The 14,590-nt window shown below is 75.0% G+C and carries 14 protein-coding genes, 1 tRNA gene and 1 pseudogene; 12 read left to right on the top strand and 4 right to left on the bottom strand.

Annotated features, from left to right (window positions below):
- Window positions 1-710, top strand: a 710-nt coding sequence (locus tag PKA89_RS17275; RefSeq protein WP_324421540.1) for an alpha/beta fold hydrolase, incomplete at its 5' end; no start/stop codon positions are given.
- Window positions 711-721: 11 nt separating this feature from the next.
- A complete protein-coding gene (gene dusB, locus PKA89_RS17270) occupies window positions 722-1,939 on the top strand; it encodes a tRNA dihydrouridine synthase DusB (protein ID WP_324421538.1) in 1,218 nt (405 codons plus the stop codon).
- Between the two features lie 18 nt (window positions 1,940-1,957).
- Here the strand turns inward: dusB and PKA89_RS17265 are convergent, their stop codons facing one another.
- Together PKA89_RS17265 and PKA89_RS17260 are read right to left on the bottom strand one after the other, a co-directional pair.
- On the bottom strand, window positions 1,958-2,131 hold the full coding sequence (locus tag PKA89_RS17265; RefSeq protein ID WP_324421536.1) for a hypothetical protein: 174 nt from the start codon (window positions 2,129-2,131) through the stop codon (window positions 1,958-1,960).
- 86 nt (window positions 2,132-2,217) lie between these two features.
- Window positions 2,218-3,027: a UbiA family prenyltransferase gene (locus tag PKA89_RS17260; RefSeq protein WP_324421534.1), complete on the bottom strand. Its 810-nt coding sequence runs from the start codon at window positions 3,025-3,027 to the stop codon at window positions 2,218-2,220.
- Between the two features lie 43 nt (window positions 3,028-3,070).
- Between PKA89_RS17260 and PKA89_RS17255 the strand changes: the two genes are divergently transcribed.
- The 8 genes and pseudogenes from PKA89_RS17255 to PKA89_RS17220 all read left to right on the top strand — a co-directional run bounded on the left by PKA89_RS17255 (window position 3,071) and on the right by PKA89_RS17220 (window position 10,301).
- Window positions 3,071-4,138: a 3-oxoacyl-[acyl-carrier-protein] synthase III C-terminal domain-containing protein gene (locus PKA89_RS17255; RefSeq protein WP_324421532.1), complete on the top strand. Its 1,068-nt coding sequence runs from the start codon at window positions 3,071-3,073 to the stop codon at window positions 4,136-4,138.
- Window positions 4,139-4,142: 4 nt separating this feature from the next.
- Complete coding sequence (locus tag PKA89_RS17250; protein WP_324421530.1) at window positions 4,143-4,685, top strand: isoprenylcysteine carboxyl methyltransferase family protein; 543 nt, start codon at window positions 4,143-4,145, stop codon at window positions 4,683-4,685.
- On the top strand, window positions 4,682-5,743 hold the full coding sequence (locus PKA89_RS17245; protein ID WP_324421528.1) for an FAD-dependent monooxygenase: 1,062 nt from the start codon (window positions 4,682-4,684) through the stop codon (window positions 5,741-5,743). The genes PKA89_RS17250 and PKA89_RS17245 overlap by 4 nt, the downstream gene beginning before the upstream one ends.
- Window positions 5,740-6,417, top strand: a complete 678-nt coding sequence (locus PKA89_RS17240) for a YdeI/OmpD-associated family protein (RefSeq protein WP_324421526.1) — start codon at window positions 5,740-5,742, stop codon at window positions 6,415-6,417. Before PKA89_RS17245 ends, PKA89_RS17240 begins: the two co-directional genes overlap by 4 nt.
- Before the next feature lie 10 nt (window positions 6,418-6,427).
- Window positions 6,428-7,643: pseudogene (locus tag PKA89_RS17235) on the top strand (deoxyguanosinetriphosphate triphosphohydrolase).
- Between the two features lie 48 nt (window positions 7,644-7,691).
- Window positions 7,692-9,626, top strand: a complete 1,935-nt coding sequence (dnaG, locus tag PKA89_RS17230) for a DNA primase (RefSeq protein ID WP_324421524.1) — start codon at window positions 7,692-7,694, stop codon at window positions 9,624-9,626.
- Window positions 9,623-10,153, top strand: a complete 531-nt coding sequence (locus tag PKA89_RS17225; protein ID WP_324421522.1) for a hypothetical protein — start codon at window positions 9,623-9,625, stop codon at window positions 10,151-10,153. The genes dnaG and PKA89_RS17225 overlap by 4 nt, the downstream gene beginning before the upstream one ends.
- A 75-nt stretch (window positions 10,154-10,228) precedes the next feature.
- Window positions 10,229-10,301, top strand: a tRNA-Asn gene (locus tag PKA89_RS17220).
- Between the two features lie 95 nt (window positions 10,302-10,396).
- Here PKA89_RS17220 and PKA89_RS17215 read toward each other — a convergent pair.
- Both PKA89_RS17215 and PKA89_RS17210 read right to left on the bottom strand, forming a co-directional pair.
- Window positions 10,397-10,906: a hypothetical protein gene (locus PKA89_RS17215; protein ID WP_324421520.1), complete on the bottom strand. Its 510-nt coding sequence runs from the start codon at window positions 10,904-10,906 to the stop codon at window positions 10,397-10,399.
- 132 nt (window positions 10,907-11,038) lie between these two features.
- Window positions 11,039-12,271 (bottom strand): ROK family transcriptional regulator, encoded by a 1,233-nt coding sequence (locus PKA89_RS17210; RefSeq protein WP_324421518.1) that lies wholly within the window; start codon window positions 12,269-12,271, stop codon window positions 11,039-11,041.
- Window positions 12,272-12,500: 229 nt separating this feature from the next.
- On the opposite strand from PKA89_RS17210, the gene PKA89_RS17205 reads away from it, so the two are divergent.
- On the top strand, window positions 12,501-13,841 hold the full coding sequence (locus PKA89_RS17205) for an extracellular solute-binding protein (RefSeq protein ID WP_324421516.1): 1,341 nt from the start codon (window positions 12,501-12,503) through the stop codon (window positions 13,839-13,841).
- Window positions 13,831-14,559, top strand: coding sequence for a hypothetical protein (locus tag PKA89_RS17200; RefSeq protein ID WP_324421514.1), 729 nt, complete (start codon window positions 13,831-13,833; stop codon window positions 14,557-14,559). The genes PKA89_RS17205 and PKA89_RS17200 overlap by 11 nt, the downstream gene beginning before the upstream one ends.
- Window positions 14,560-14,590: the final 31 nt, after the last annotated feature.

Raw genomic sequence — 14,590 nt, 5'->3', positions numbered from 1 at the left:
GGGGGGCGTGGGGGCCCGGGCCCCCGGCCCTGGCCGGCCGGGGGGCAGGTGGGCCCCCCCCGGACCGGCCGACCGAGGGCCCCCGCCGTGACGAGCCCTTCACGTGGGAGAGCGCGCTCGCCACGGTCGACGCGGCCGTGGGCGGTGGCGACCCCGACGTCCCGGTCGTGCTCGGCGGGCACAGCCTCGGCGGCTACCTCGTGATGGCGTGGGCGCAGCGGCACCCGGAGCGGCTCGCCGGGCTGGCCCTGCTCGGGGCCTCGGCGGTGCCGGCGGGGGTCGGGGCCGCGGTCTACCGCACGCTGGCCCGCGTCGAGCAGCGGCTCGGCGCGGACCGGATGTCGCGGGCCCTCGACCGCGAGCTCGACGCCCTCCTGCCGCCGGCGTTCGCGGCGATCCTCAAGGAGGCGGGCTACGGGTTCGACGGCATCCCAGCGGCGTGGGCGGCGGTCATGGGGGAGTGCCGGCCCGAGATGCTCGCCGGGGTGACGGCGCCGGTTCTCCTCGTCAACGGCCAGCTCGACCAGCTGCGCGTCGACGTCCGCCGGTTCCGGCGGGCCGCCACCGCGGCACCGTGGGTCGACGTGGTCACCGTGCCGCGCGGTCTCCACGTGTTCCCGCTGACCCACCCGGCGGAGACCGTCGCGGCGCTCTGGGAGCTGGTCACCTGGGCTCGTCGATTCACGGTTCCGGCCCTGCCTCGGCGATGATGGACGGCGCCATGACCGCCACCGCGACCACCACCGCCACCGCACCCGTGCTGCCCCCGCTGCGCATCGGGCGCCACGTCGTCGAGTCGCCCGTGGTCCTCGCGCCGATGGCCGGCATCACCAACCGGGCCTTCCGCCGGCTCTGCCGCGAGTACGGGGCGGCCGGGCTGGAGGCCGGTGGAGCGTCCGGCGCGACGAGCCTCTACGTGGCCGAGATGGTCACCTCGCGCGCCCTCGTCGAACGCAGCCCCGAGACGATGCGGCTCATCTCGCACGACCCGCAGGAGCACCCGCGCTCGGTCCAGCTGTACTCCGTCGACCCGGCGACGGCCGGCCTCGCCGCGCGGATGCTCGTCACCGAGGACCGCGCCGACCACATCGACCTCAACTTCGGCTGCCCGGTCCCGAAGGTCACCCGCAAGGGCGGCGGCTCGGCGCTGCCGTGGAAGACCGACCTGTTCCGCGGCATCGTCCGTGCGGTGGTCCGGGAGGCGGCGCCGTACGACGTGCCGGTCACCGTCAAGATGCGGGTGGGCATCGACGCCGAGCACGTCACCTACCTCGACGCCGGCCGGATCGCCGAGGCCGAGGGTGTCGCGGCCGTCGCGCTGCACGGACGCACTGCGGCGCAGGCGTACTCGGGCCAGGCGGACTGGGAGGCGATCGCCCGGCTCAAGGAGGCCGTCACGAGCATCCCGGTGCTCGGCAACGGCGACATCTGGTCGGCCGAGGACGCGCTGGAGATGGTCCGGCGCACCGGCTGCGACGGCGTCGTCGTCGGCCGCGGGTGCCTCGGCCGGCCGTGGCTGTTCACCGATCTCGCGGCCGCGTTCGCCGGCTCCGGCTACCGGGTCGAGCCGGGGCTGCGCGAGGTGGCCGCCGTGCTGCGCCGGCACGCGGAGTACCTCGTCGAGTTCTACGACGGCGACGAGCTGCGCGGCTGCCGCGACATCCGCAAGCACATCGCCTGGTACCTCAAGGGCTTCCCGGCCGGTTCGATCGTGCGCAACCAGCTGGCCCTCGTCGACTCCCTCGCGGCGCTGGACGACCTCGTCGCGACCCTGGACCTCGACGCCCCCTGGCCCGGCGAGCCGGCCGAGGGCCCGCGCGGCCGGGCGGGCTCGCCGCGGGTCGTCGCACTCCCGGAGAACTGGCTCCGCTCGCGCGAGCTCGACGACGCCCAGCGCGCCCAGGTGGCCCAGGCCGAGCTGTCGGTCTCCGGCGGCTGAGCCCGCCCGAGCGCCCGGTCAGGCCCGGTGGTCGTCCCGGCCGAACACCCCGACGGCCACCCAGGCGAGCGCCACGACCACCCCGCCGATCGCGGCGTAGCCCTTGGGGGCACCGCCGTCGAAGAGGGCGAAGCTCGCGCCGTAGAGCAGCGTGATGGCGAGGGCGGTGAAGGCGAGGTACTTCCGGTCCATGTCCTCGACCCTAGGGGCGCTCGCCGGGCGCCGGGTCCACCGACAGGCTGACCGACGCGTCCACCGGCGGGAGGGTCGTCGCTCGGTCAGCCGCCGACGAGGAGCCCGGTGACGACGAGACCGACGGCGACGAGGGTGACGGGGAAGGCCCGGGCGGTGCGGACCCGACCGGCGAGGACGGCGCCGAGCGCACCGGCGACGAGCAGGCCGGTGCCGACCGGCCCCGGACGGGAGGGCCCCACGGCGAGGACGACAGCGGCGACGCCGACGAGGCCTGCCGTCACGAGGAGGGAGCGCCGGGCCCCGAGCCGCTGGGGCAGACCGCGGACACCGGCCGCGAGGTCGTCCGGGATGTCGGCCGCCGCGTTCGCGAAGTGCGCGCCCGTGCCGAGGAGGGCCGCAGCCACGACGACGTCGGCGCCGGGCCAGCCCGCCACCGGCGCGGCGTGGAAGACGGCGAGCGCGAGGAGGGCGAAGGCCAGGGCGTAGGGGGCCGGACTCGCGGGCGTGCGCTTGAGCCCGAGGTTGTACGCCCACCCGCAGGCGACGCCGAGGAGGTGCAGCAGCCCCGCGACCGTCCCGAGGGCCAGGGACGCCGGGACGCAGGCGAGCGCGGCGACCGCGGACGCGGCCCACAGCGTGCGACCCGACACCGCACCGGTGACCGTCGGCTTGTCCGGCCGGGCCGCGGCGCGGTCCGCCGCGACGTCGTGGGCGTCGTTCGACCAGCCGATCGAGAGCTGGCCGGCGAGGACGGCGACCCCGACGAGGAGCACCGTCCGCGGCGGCTGCCCGGCCGGCAGCGCCGCGACGAGGACCGCGAAGGTGGTCACCGCGACGGTCGGCGCCGGGTGGCTGGCGCGCGCGAGGGCGTTCGCTCGGTCGGCCGCGGTCACCGCCCGAACCTACTCGGGGCAGCCGGCGGGTAGGTTCGGGAGCGTGTCGGTCATCGCCTCAGCGCACGGGGTCGTGCCCGAGCAGTGCGTCACCCAGGCCGAGGTGACCGCCGCGCTCGGCGACCTCGTGCTCCGCGACGCCCCGCAGCGCCGGGCCCTCCTCGAGCGGGTCCACGCCTCGGCCCACGTGACGACCCGGCACCTCGCCCTGCCGCTCGACGCCTACGCGGGACTCAACGGGTTCACCGAGGCCAACGACGTCTTCATCGACGTCGGCACGCGGCTCGCCGAGCGGGCGGTGCGCGGCGCCCTCGACGCCGCCGGCCTCGCACCCGCCGACGTCGACCAGGTGACGTCCGTGTCGGTCACCGGGATCGCCGCCCCGAGCCTCGACGCCCGGCTCGTGCCCCTCCTGGGCCTGCGCCCGGACGTCAAGCGGGTGCCGGTGTTCGGGCTGGGCTGCGTCGCCGGCGCCGCGGGGGTGGCGCGCGTCCACGACTACCTCCTCGGCCACCCCGACGACGTCGCCGTCCTCCTCTCGGTCGAGCTGTGCTCGCTGACCCTCCAGCGCGGCGACAGCTCGCCGGCCGCGCTCGTCGCGAGCGGGCTGTTCGGCGACGGCGCGGCCGCGGTGGTCATGGTCGGGGCGGAGCGGGCCCGCGCGCTCGGGCTGGACGGCCCGCGGGTCGAGGCCACCCGCAGCCGGCTCTACCCCGACACCGAGCGGGTCATGGGCTGGGACATCGGCACCGGTGGCTTCTCGATCGTCCTGTCCGCCGAGGTGCCGGCGGTCGTCGAGCAGTACCTGCGCGCCGACGTCGACGCCTTCCTCGCCGACCACGGGACGGCCCTCGCCGACGTCGCCCGGGTCGTCGCCCACCCCGGGGGCCCCAAGGTGCTGCGGGCCATGGAGCGGGCGCTCGAACGCCCCGAGGCCGACTTCGCCGTCACCTGGGACCTCCTGGCCGAGCAGGGCAACCTGTCCTCGGCCTCCGTGCTCCACGTGCTCGAGCGGACGATGGCCGAGCACCCGGGAGCGCCGGGCGAGGCCGGCCTCATGCTCGCGATGGGTCCGGGCTTCTGCCTCGAGCAGGTGCTCCTGCGGTGGTGAGCCGGTGAGCGGTTCGCAGGGCGCGTACGTCGGGCTCGTCCTCCTCGTCGGCGTGGCCCGGCTCGTCGAGCTGCGGGTGGCCTCGCGCAACCTGGCGCGGGGGCGCGCGCGTGGCGGCGCCGAGCACGGCGCCGGCCACTACCCGGTGATGGTCGTCCTCCACGCCGCGCTGCTCGTCGGCTGTATCGCCGAGGTGATCCTCGCCGACCGCCCGCTCCTGCCGTGGCTCGGCTGGCCGATGCTCGGGCTGCTCGTCGCCGCGCACGGCCTGCGGTGGTGGTGCGTCCGCAGCCTCGGGCCGGCGTGGACCACCCGGGTGCTCGTCGTCCCGGGCGCGCCGCTCGTCACGTCCGGGCCCTACCGCCTCCTGCGCCACCCCAACTACGTCGCGGTGGCCGCCGAGGGCGTCGCGCTCCCGCTGGTGCACGCGGCGTGGCTCACCGCGCTGCTCTTCACCGTGGCCAACGCCGTGCTCCTGCTCGGTGTGCGGATCCCGGTCGAGGAGAGGGCGCTCCGCTCGGTCTCGGCCGGCCGGTCGCACCCGTGAGCGGCCGGTCGCCCGACTGCGACGTCCTCGTCGTCGGCGGCGGACCGGTCGGGCTGGCCGCGGCCGTCGAGGCGAGGCTGGCCGGCCTCACCGCCACCGTGCTCGAGGCCCGCGACGGTCCGGTCGACAAGGCGTGCGGCGAGGGCCTGATGCCGGGGGCCGTCGCGGCGCTGCAGCGTCTCGGGGTCGAGCCCGAGGGGTACCCGATCGCCGGCATCGCCTACCTCGCGCCGGGCCGCTCGGCCGTCGCCCGGTTCGGTGGCGCCGCCGGGCTCGGGGTCCGGCGGCTCGAGCTGTGGCGGGCGCTCGCCGCCCGGGCCGACGCGCTCGGCGTCGAACGGCACCGCGTCCGCGTCACCGACGTCGAGGTGGAGGCCGGGGGAGTGCGGGTGGGTGGCACCTCCGCACGCTGGCTCCTCGCGGCCGACGGGCTTCGCTCTCCGCTGCGCCACCGGCTCGGGCTCGACCGGCCGGCCCGCGGCACGGCGCGCTACGGGCTGCGCCGCCACCACGCGCTCGCCCCCTGGAGCGACCTCGTCGAGGTGCACTGGGCGGCGGGTGCCGAGGCGTACGTGACGCCGGTGGGGCCGGACCGTGTCGGGGTCGCGGTGCTCGGTGGGGCGGGCGGCGGCTTCGAGGAGCGGCTCGCCGCCTTCCCCGCCCTCCGCGAACGGCTCGCCGGCGCCCCGGCGGCCTCCGAGGTGCTCGGTGCCGGCCCGCTGCGGCAGGTCGCGACGGCCCGCGTCGCCGGGCCGGTCCTCCTCGTCGGCGACGCCGGAGGCTACGTCGACGCCCTGACCGGCGAGGGCGTGAGCACCGGCCTGGCCACGGCCCGGGCCGCGGTCGCCGCCGTGGTCGCGGGTCGGCCCGAGCGCTACGAGCGCGACTGGCACCGGGTGACCCGCCGCTACCGGCTGCTCACCGCGGGCGTCCTCGCCGCCGCGAACCACGACCGCAGCCGGCGGCTCGTCGTACCAGCCGCGGAACGGTTCCCGGGCCTCTTCCGGACGGTCGTCGACGCGCTCGCCGACGGTCGTCGGTGGGAGCCGGCAGGATGACCCGGGTGAACGAGACGATCGGCACTCCCGGCGGCACGCGCGAGAAGCCCGCGCTGTTCTTCGCGGACGCCGACGAGTTCGGCCGTTGGCTCGCCGCGCACCACGACACCGCACCCGAGCTGTGGATGGGGTTCTGGAAGAAGGCGTCCGGGAAGGGTGGCCTGCAGTGGGCCGAGGCCGTGCGCGAGGCACTGTGCTGGGGCTGGATCGACAGCCGGTCCGAGCGCATCGACGACGACGCGCGCCGTCAGCGATGGACCCCTCGACGCAGGGGGAGCACGTGGAGCGCGGTGAACGTCCGCGCCGTCGAGGAGCTGACGGCGGCGGGCCGGATGCAGCCGAGCGGGCTCGCCGCCTTCGCCGAGCGGCGCGAGGACCGCACCGGGACCTACTCCTTCGAACGCGACGCCGTCGGGCTCACCGCCGAGCACGAGGCGCTGCTGCGGGCCGACCCGGCGGCGGCGGCGTTCTGGGACGCCGCGACGCCGGGCTACCGGAAGATCGTGTGCCACTGGGTCGCCGGCGCCAAGCAGCAAGCGACCCGTGACTCCCGGCTCGCCCAGCTCGTCGAGGACTCCGCCGCCGGACGGATGGTCAAGTTCCAGCGCTACGGCACGCAGCCGTCGTGGGTGGCCCGGGCCGCCGCCGCGGCCGAGGCGGCGCGCGGGTCGTAGGCTCCACCGCGTGACGTACACCGCGCGGGACCGCGAGCGCTGGGTCGCGGAGGACCCCGCCCAGAAGCGTTCCGACCGTGACGACTTCGCGCGAGACCGGGCCCGCGTGCTGCACTCGTCGGCGCTGCGCCGGTTGTCGGCCAAGACCCAGGTCGTCGCACCTTCGTCCGACGACTTCGTCCGCAACCGGCTGACCCACTCCCTCGAGGTCGCGCAGATCGGTCGCGAGCTCGGGGCCGCACTGGGGTGCAGCGCCGACGTCGTCGACACCGCGTGCCTGGCGCACGACCTCGGCCACCCGCCCTTCGGCCACAACGGCGAGTCGGCCCTCGACGCCGTCGCGTCCGGCATCGGTGGCTTCGAGGGCAACGCCCAGACCCTCCGGCTGCTCACCCGGCTCGAGGCCAAGCGCACGCACGCCGACGGCCGCCCGGCCGGCCTCAACCTCACCCGGGCCAGCCTCGACGCCGCGACGAAGTACCCGTGGCGCCGGGGCGCGGCGCCACACCCGACGACGAAGTTCGGGGTCTACGAGGACGACCTGCCGGTCTTCGACTGGCTCCGCGAGGGCGCCCCCGAGGGCCACCGCGCCTTCGAGGCCGAGGTGATGGACTGGGCCGACGACGTCGCCTACTCCGTGCACGACGTCGAGGACGCCATCGCCTCCGGCTGGCTCGACCCTCGTCGGCTGCGCGACGCCGGCCACCCGCGTCTACGAGCCGGGCCTCGGGGCCGACGAGCTGGGAACCGCGCTCGAGCGGGTGCTCGCCTCGGGGGCCGTCCCCCGGGTGCACGACGGGTCCCGGCGCGCGCTCGCCGCCCTCAAGGACATGACCTCGCGCCTCATCGGACGCTTCGCTGTCGCCGTCGAGACCGCCACCCGGTCCGCGTACGGCGACGGGCCCCTCGCGCGGCACGAGGCGTCCCTCGTCGTCCCCGCCGAGGCCCGCGCGGAGTGCACCGTCCTCAAGGCGGTGGCCGCGCACTACGTGATGCTCGCCGCCGAGCGGGTCGCCCTGTACGAGGAGCAGCGCGAGGTCGTGGCCGAGCTCGTCGCGGCGTACCAGGCCGACCCGGGGCGCCTCGACCCCGACCTGCGGACGGACCACGCGGCGGCTGCCGACGACGCCGCGGCGCTGCGGGTCGTCGTCGACCAGGTGGCCTCGCTGACCGACGTCCGCGCCCTCGCCCTGCACCGGGCCTGGTGCCGCCGCCCGACGGGCTGACGGCCGCACGACCTAGACTCACGGGCGAGTCGAGAAGGGTTGGGACGCGTGCCGGGTCGGATCAGGGCCGAGGACATCACCTCGGTCAAGGAGCGGTCGTCCATCGAGGACGTCGTGCGTGACCACGTCACCCTGCGCCCGGCCGGGGTGGGCAGCCTCAAGGGCCTGTGCCCCTTCCACGACGAGAAGACCCCGAGCTTCACCGTCCGGCCCGCCGTCGGCAGCTACCACTGCTTCGGCTGCGGCGAGGGCGGGGACGTCATCAGCTTCGTCCAGAAGGTCGAGCACCTCACCTTCACCGAGGCCGTCGAGCGGCTCGCGGCCAAGGTCGGCATGGAGCTGCGCTACGAGGAGGGCGGCGGCCCCCGCGAGGGCGGGGTGTCCCTCGGCAAGCGGTCGCGGCTCGTCGAGGCGCACCGGGTGGCCGAGGAGTACTACACCGGCATGCTCCTCGACCGCACCCGCGGCGACGCGCGCACCGGCCGCGACTTCCTCCGCGAGCGCGGCTTCGACTCCGCCGCGGTCGAGCGCTTCGGCGTCGGCTTCGCCCCGATGGACGGCGACGCCCTGACCCGCCACCTGCTGCAGAAGGGGTTCACCGACGACGAGGTCGCGACCGCCGGGCTCTCCGGTCGTGGCAGTCGCGGTCTCTACGACCGCTTCCGCGGCCGGCTCGTCTGGCCCATCCGGGACACCACCGGCGACACCGTCGGCTTCGGCGCCCGTCGCCTCTTCGAGGACGACCGCATCGCGGCCAAGTACCTCAACACCTCGGAGACGCCGATCTACAAGAAGGCCCAGGTCCTCTACGGCCTCGACCTCGCGAAGAAGGCGATCGCCACCGACCGCCGCGCGGTCGTCGTCGAGGGCTACACCGACGTCATGGCCGCCCACCTGGCGGGCATCGAGGGCGCGGTGGCCACCTGTGGCACCTCCTTCGGCGTCGACCACATCAAGATCCTGCGGCGGATCATGCGCGACGAGGCCGACCAGGCACCGGCCCGGGTCGTCTTCACCTTCGACGGTGACGCCGCCGGTCAGAAGGCCGCGATGCGGGCCTTCGGCGAGGACCAGCGTTGGGCGTCGCAGTCGTTCGTCGCCGTCGCCCCCGAGGGGATGGACCCCTGCGAGCTGCGGCTGGCCCGGGGCGACGCCGCCGTGCGGGCGCTCGTCGACGACGCCGTGCCGATGTTCGAGTTCGCGGTGCGCACGACGATCGCCCGCTTCGACCTCGAGACGGCCGAGGGCCGGGTCCAGGCGATGAAGGCCGTCGCCCCGATCATCGCCTCCATCCGCGACACGAGCCTGCGCCCCGAGTACACCCGCACCGTGTCGGGCTGGCTGGGCGTCGAGGTCGAGCAGGTCGCCGACGCCGTGCGCCGGGCCCCGAAGCTCGCCGCCCCCGAGGAGCGCGACCACCGCCCGGCCGGTTCCGACGACGTGCCCGAGCCCACCCCGGGGGAGGGGCCCGCGCTGCCTGCGCCCGACCTGCGCGACCCCGTCGTGGCCGTCGAGCGCCAGCTGCTCCAGGCGGTCATCCAGTACCCGGCCCAGTTCCCGGACGCCGTCCTCGAGACGGTGCCCCAGGACGCCCTGACGGCGCCGGCGCACCGGGCGGTCTACGACGGCGTCCGCATCGCGGCGGCGGGCGGGCACCGGGCCGGCTCCACCGCGGCCTGGGTGGCCGCGGTCGGGGAGGCGGCTCCCGTGTCGGTCAAGCCGCTCGTCGCCGAGCTCTCCGTCGCGCCGTTGCCGGTGCGCTACGAACCCTCGACCGGGCTGCCGCCGCGGCGCTACCTCGACAGCCTCGTCGTCGGCGTCCGCGACGCCCACCTCGGTCGCCGCATCGCCGACGCGATGGCCTCGCTGCGGCGTCTCGAGAACGACCCGTCCTCCTCCCGCGACGCCGTGCACGAGCACCGCACCGGCCTGCAGGCCCTCGAGCTCGAGCGCGTGCGGCTGCGCTCGGGGGCGACGTCGTGAGGCTCACCTGGACCGGGCTGCGCCGCCCGGCCGTGCCCGCCGAGGTCGCCCGCGTCGTCGCCCCGGCGGGTGGCGAGAAGCTGCTCGCGTGGGCGACCGACGACCACGGGGCCACGCTCGTGGCCGGGCGGCAGCGGGTGCACCTCGTCTCCCCGGGCCCGGACGGCGCACCGGTGCTCGCCCTCTCCCGGCCCTGGCACCTCGTCGACGCCGGCACGTGGAGCGACGAGGGCGTGCTGCGCCTCACCTGGGTCGACTCCGAGCCGCCGCTCCGACTGCGCCTCACCGAGCCCGGGATGCTCCCCGAGACCCTCCGCGAGCGGGTGCAGGCCTCGGTCGTGCTCGCCGAGTCCCTCGACCTCGGGCAGCGCCGCACCGCCAAGGTCGTCGTCCGCCGCGACCTCGCGACCCACGCGCTGCTCACCCAGGCGGTGCTCGGGCGGGGGGTCCGGGCCGACGACCCGGACGTCGCCGAGCAGCTCCGGGCCGGGCTCGCGAGGGTGCGCGAGCAGGTCGGTCTCGACTGACCACCCCGATTTCGGCCGACGGGTCGGATGTTGCTATCGTTGCGCGCGCTGCTGCGGCGATCCCGCAGTGGCCCTTCCCCTGTAGCTCAACTGGCAGAGCAGCCGGCTGTTAACCGGCAGGTTGTTGGTTCGAGTCCAACCGGGGGAGCGGGACACGAAGGGCCCTTGGACCGCGGAGACGCGCTCCAGGGGCCCTTCGGCATCCGGTGAGGGTGCTGTGCCGGACGACCTCCAGGGGTCGGATCACGCCGGGGTCCCGCTCATCCTCGCCGACCTCCCCGGCCCGGGCGTCGCGGGGTGGTCGGCCACGGGGTGCCGTTGCGCCCGGAGCAGCAGGGCGAGCGCCGCCAGTGACGGGACGGCATAGAGCCACAGCCACCAGCCGAAGGACAGCAGACCGACGTGGAAGGCCAGCAGCAGGACCAGCCCAGCCCGCAGGGCCCGCCCGCCGGACAGGACCAGGATCCCCATGGTGGCCTCCCCGGCGACGAGCAGGCCGATGAACAGACCGGTGTCGGGGACCACCAGTGACTCCCACGTGTCACGCACGAAGGCGAACTGCGACATCTCCCCGAAGGCGTCGAACGAGTGCCGGTCGGTGATCAGGTAGACGACGTTGACCAGCGCCCCGAAGACGAGGAACAGCACTCCGAGCGCGACCCGCGCGACAGTCCGTGCGGTGGCGCTCCTCTCGGCTCGAAGCGACGCGATGACCACCGTTGCGCCGAGGACGAGCCACATGACCTCTTCCATGGCGTGACCTTCAACCGGGTCGAGGTGCCGTCGGACGCTTCGGTGCCGGCTACGCCTCGAGGCAGCCGGGGACGGCGCCACAGGTCGATTCTCTCCCGGGCGGGCGTCCCCGACGACACCGTGTGCCGGGCGTCATAGGTGGTCGTGGGCCGGTGCGGGAGTGTCGCCGAGGTGGTGCGAGAGGACGGTCGCGGCCGCACCGAGCAGCCCGGCGTCCTGGTCGAGCTCGGAGAAGAGCACCTCGATCCCGTCGGCGAGCGCCGGCATGCTGCGCGCGACGACCCGCTCGTGGAGCAGGCGGCGGAAGTCCTCGCCGGCGTGCACGACGTCGCCGTGGACGATGAAGAACCGCACCGAGAGGAGCTGGACGAGGTTGGCCATCCCGATGGCGAGGTTGTCGGCGTAGTCGGCGAGCAGCGCGCGGGCACCCGCGTCGCCGGCGGCCGCTCGTGCGCCGAGGCGCCGCGGCGAGGTGCCTCTGCCCCCGACCACCCCGCGCCGGGCGGCCTCGGCCCGCAGCCACCGGGTCGAGGCGACCGTCTCCCAGCAGCCCCGCAGGCCGCACGAGCAGCGGGCGCCGTCGGGGTCGATGCAGGTGTGTCCGAGCTGGGTCGTGTACCCGCGGACGCCCTCGAGCAGGTGCCCGGGGAGCATCACCCCGGCCCCGACGCCGACGTCGACCTGGAGGGCCGCGAAGTCGGTGCGGCCGCGGCCCTGCCCGAACCACTTCTCGCCGATGGCGAACGCCCGGACGTCCTGCTCGAGGCGGACCGGTGCGTCGAACCGGGTGGCGAGGGCGCGGGGCAGGGCGGTGCCCTCGAGGCCGGGAACCGCGGTGCACGACAGGACGACCCCGGCCTCCGGGTCGCACAGGGCCGGCACGGTGAGGCCGATGCCACGCAGCCGCCCCCGGTACGCGGCGAACACGCCCTCCGCGGCCTCCAGGACGCGGCGCTCGAGCTCGGCCCGGCCGCACGTCGTCGGCAGGTGGTCCCGGTGCCTGGCCAGGAGCACGCCGCGGGCGTCGACGACGGCGGTCTCGACCGCCCCGCGGCTCACGGCCACCGCGCCGGACAGCAGCGCCTCGGGAGCGAAGGACAGCGGGCGCGCCGGCTTGCCGGCCCCTCCCGCGTGAGGACGCGCGTCCTCCTCGACCAGCACGCCGGCCTGGAGCAGTCCGGTGACGATCGTGCTCAGGGTGGCCCGCTGCACGTTGACCCGCCGGGCGAGCTCGGCTCGGGACGCCGGGCCGCTCTCGAGGAGCGACTGCAGCACGCGAGCGCGGTTGGCCGTCCCGACGTCGGAGGAGGAGAGCAGGCCACCGGCCGCGGACCGCGTGCGGCGCGGCGGCTGGGGGGCGGTCACGGCGGCAGTGTCTCACAGCGGCGCTCGCCTGCGGACGACCTCGGGGCTGATCAGCGTGAATATGTCCGAGAGTCCACCAAATCAAGGCTCCTCGGCACATCTCGAATATGCAACACTCTCCACCTTTTTACGGACGAGCCATTGACACGGTGCGTTCCGGCTGCTTGGGTCGAGGAAACGCCATGCCGGACAACGGGGTCGCGCCATGCCGGACGGGAAGGACCTGGAGATGGGACACACGCTGAGGCCACACGGGCGCCGGGCACTCTTCGGAGCGGCGGTGGCGGTGGCTCTCGTCGCAGCGGGCTGCGCGCCCGGCTCGAGCGGCGGTGGCTCGGACACCGCCGCGAGCTCGGGAGCGGTGTCGACGGCGGTGCCCCCGGACAAGGTCACGCTCAAGCTGGCGTTCACCGACAGCCCGGACATGACCAAGGCCCTCGTCGACGCGTTCCACGCGAAGTACCCGCAGGTCACCATCGAGACGCAGTACACGCAGTTCAACGACTACGTGAAGTCGCTCAAGCTCTCGATGTCCTCGGACACCGCCCCCGACATCGCGCAGTACAACGCGGCGCTCAAGGACCTCTCGGCCGCGGGCCTCATCGTCGACCTGTCCGGGTACGAGAAGGCCTACGACTGGGACACCGTGTTCCCGAAGTCCGCGCTCGACGAGCTGCGGGTCGACAAGACCGGCAAGGTGCTCGGCACGGGCAGCCTCGTCGCGGTGCCGGCCGGTCTCTCGCTCGTCGGTCTCTACTACAACAAGGACCTCATGGCCAAGGCCGGGATCAGCGCCCCGCCCGCCACCGTCGACGAGCTCGAGGCCGACCTCGCGAAGGCCAAGCAGGCCGGGCTCACCGGCATGGCGGTCGGCGGCCTCGACACCGGCGCCCTGCACGTCTGGGGGAGCCTCATGGACTCGATGACCGACCCCACCGCGCAGCGGAACTGGATCAACGGCAAGGCCGGCAGCAGCATCGTCACCGACGACGCCGTCGCCGCGACCGACACGTTCGCGTCCTGGGCCAAGCAGGGCTGGTTCCCGAGCTCGGCCAACGGCACGAGCGAGAACGACTCGGCCACCGCCTTCTCCAAGGGCGGCTCGGTCTTCCACGTCAACGGCAACTGGGCCGCGGCCCAGCTCGGCGAGGCGATGGGCGACAACGTCGGCTTCTCGGTCTTCCCCCCGAAGACCAAGGACGCCAAGGCGGTGGGCAACGGCTTCAGCGTCTCGTACATGCTCTCCTCGAAGGGCAAGCACCAGGCCGCGGCCGCGGCGTTCCTCGACTTCCTGCGCAGCCCGGAGGCGGCGGTCATCGAGAGCAAGGGCGGGTTCCTGCCGCCCAACGCCGAGGCGGCACCCGCGGCCACCGGCGTGCAGGCCGACCTCGCCACCGCGAACCAGAAGATCGTCTCCGACGACGGCCTCATGCCCTTCCCGGACTTCGCGGCCCCGGCGATGCTCGACAAGCTGACCTCGGGCCTGCAGCAGGTGGCGGCCGGCCGGATGGACTCCAAGGCCTTCCTCCAGTCCCTCCAGGAGGTGTGGGACTCCTACCATGGCAGCTGAGCCGGCCACGGCCCTCGACGCCGGCGCCCCCTCACGGGTGGGCGCCGGCGCGACGGCCCCCACCCGTCGCCGGCGCCGCCGGTCGTGGGGCGGGCTCCTGTACGTCGCCCCCGCCGCGCTGCTCTACCTGACCTTCGTCATCGCGCCCGGGCTGCACACGGTGTGGCTCTCGTTCTACCAGTGGGACGGCGTGACCGTCGGGACCTGGAACGGCCTCCAGAACTACCTGTCGGTCGCCCAGAACCCCGCCCTGCGCGGCGCGGTGGTCCACGCGCTCGTCCTCGTCGTCTTCTTCTCCGGGGTCCCGATCGCGGTCGGGCTGCTCATGGCCGCGCTCCTCGGCCGGCGCCGTCGCCGGGGGATGACCGCGTTCCGGGTGCTCTTCTTCGTCCCGCAGATCGTCCCGATGGTCGCCGTCGGCATCACCTGGCGCTGGCTCTACACCGAGGACGGCGCCGTCAACCAGATCCTGCGGGCCGTCGGCCTCGGCGGGGTCACCCAGGCCTGGCTGGGCAGCTTCACCCTCGCGCTGCCGGCGGGGGGGGTTTTCGGGGCGTGGGGCCCCCCCCGGCTCTGCCCCCTGGTCGCCCAAGAATTACGAAAAGACCTTCGCGGGTCCGGTTCCGCTGGTCGAGGCGCTGGCACGGTCGCTGAACACCGCCACGGTCCGCGTCTCGGAGGCAGCGGGGCGCGATGCGGTCAGGAAGGTGGCCACTGATTTCGGCTTTGCCCAGAACCTTGCCAGTGGG

Source organism: Phycicoccus sp. (genome assembly GCF_035325325.1).
GTDB lineage: Bacteria > Actinomycetota > Actinomycetes > Actinomycetales > Dermatophilaceae > Phycicoccus.
Note: the sequence above shows the minus strand (reverse complement) of the source record. Positions and strands in the feature narration are given on the sequence as shown.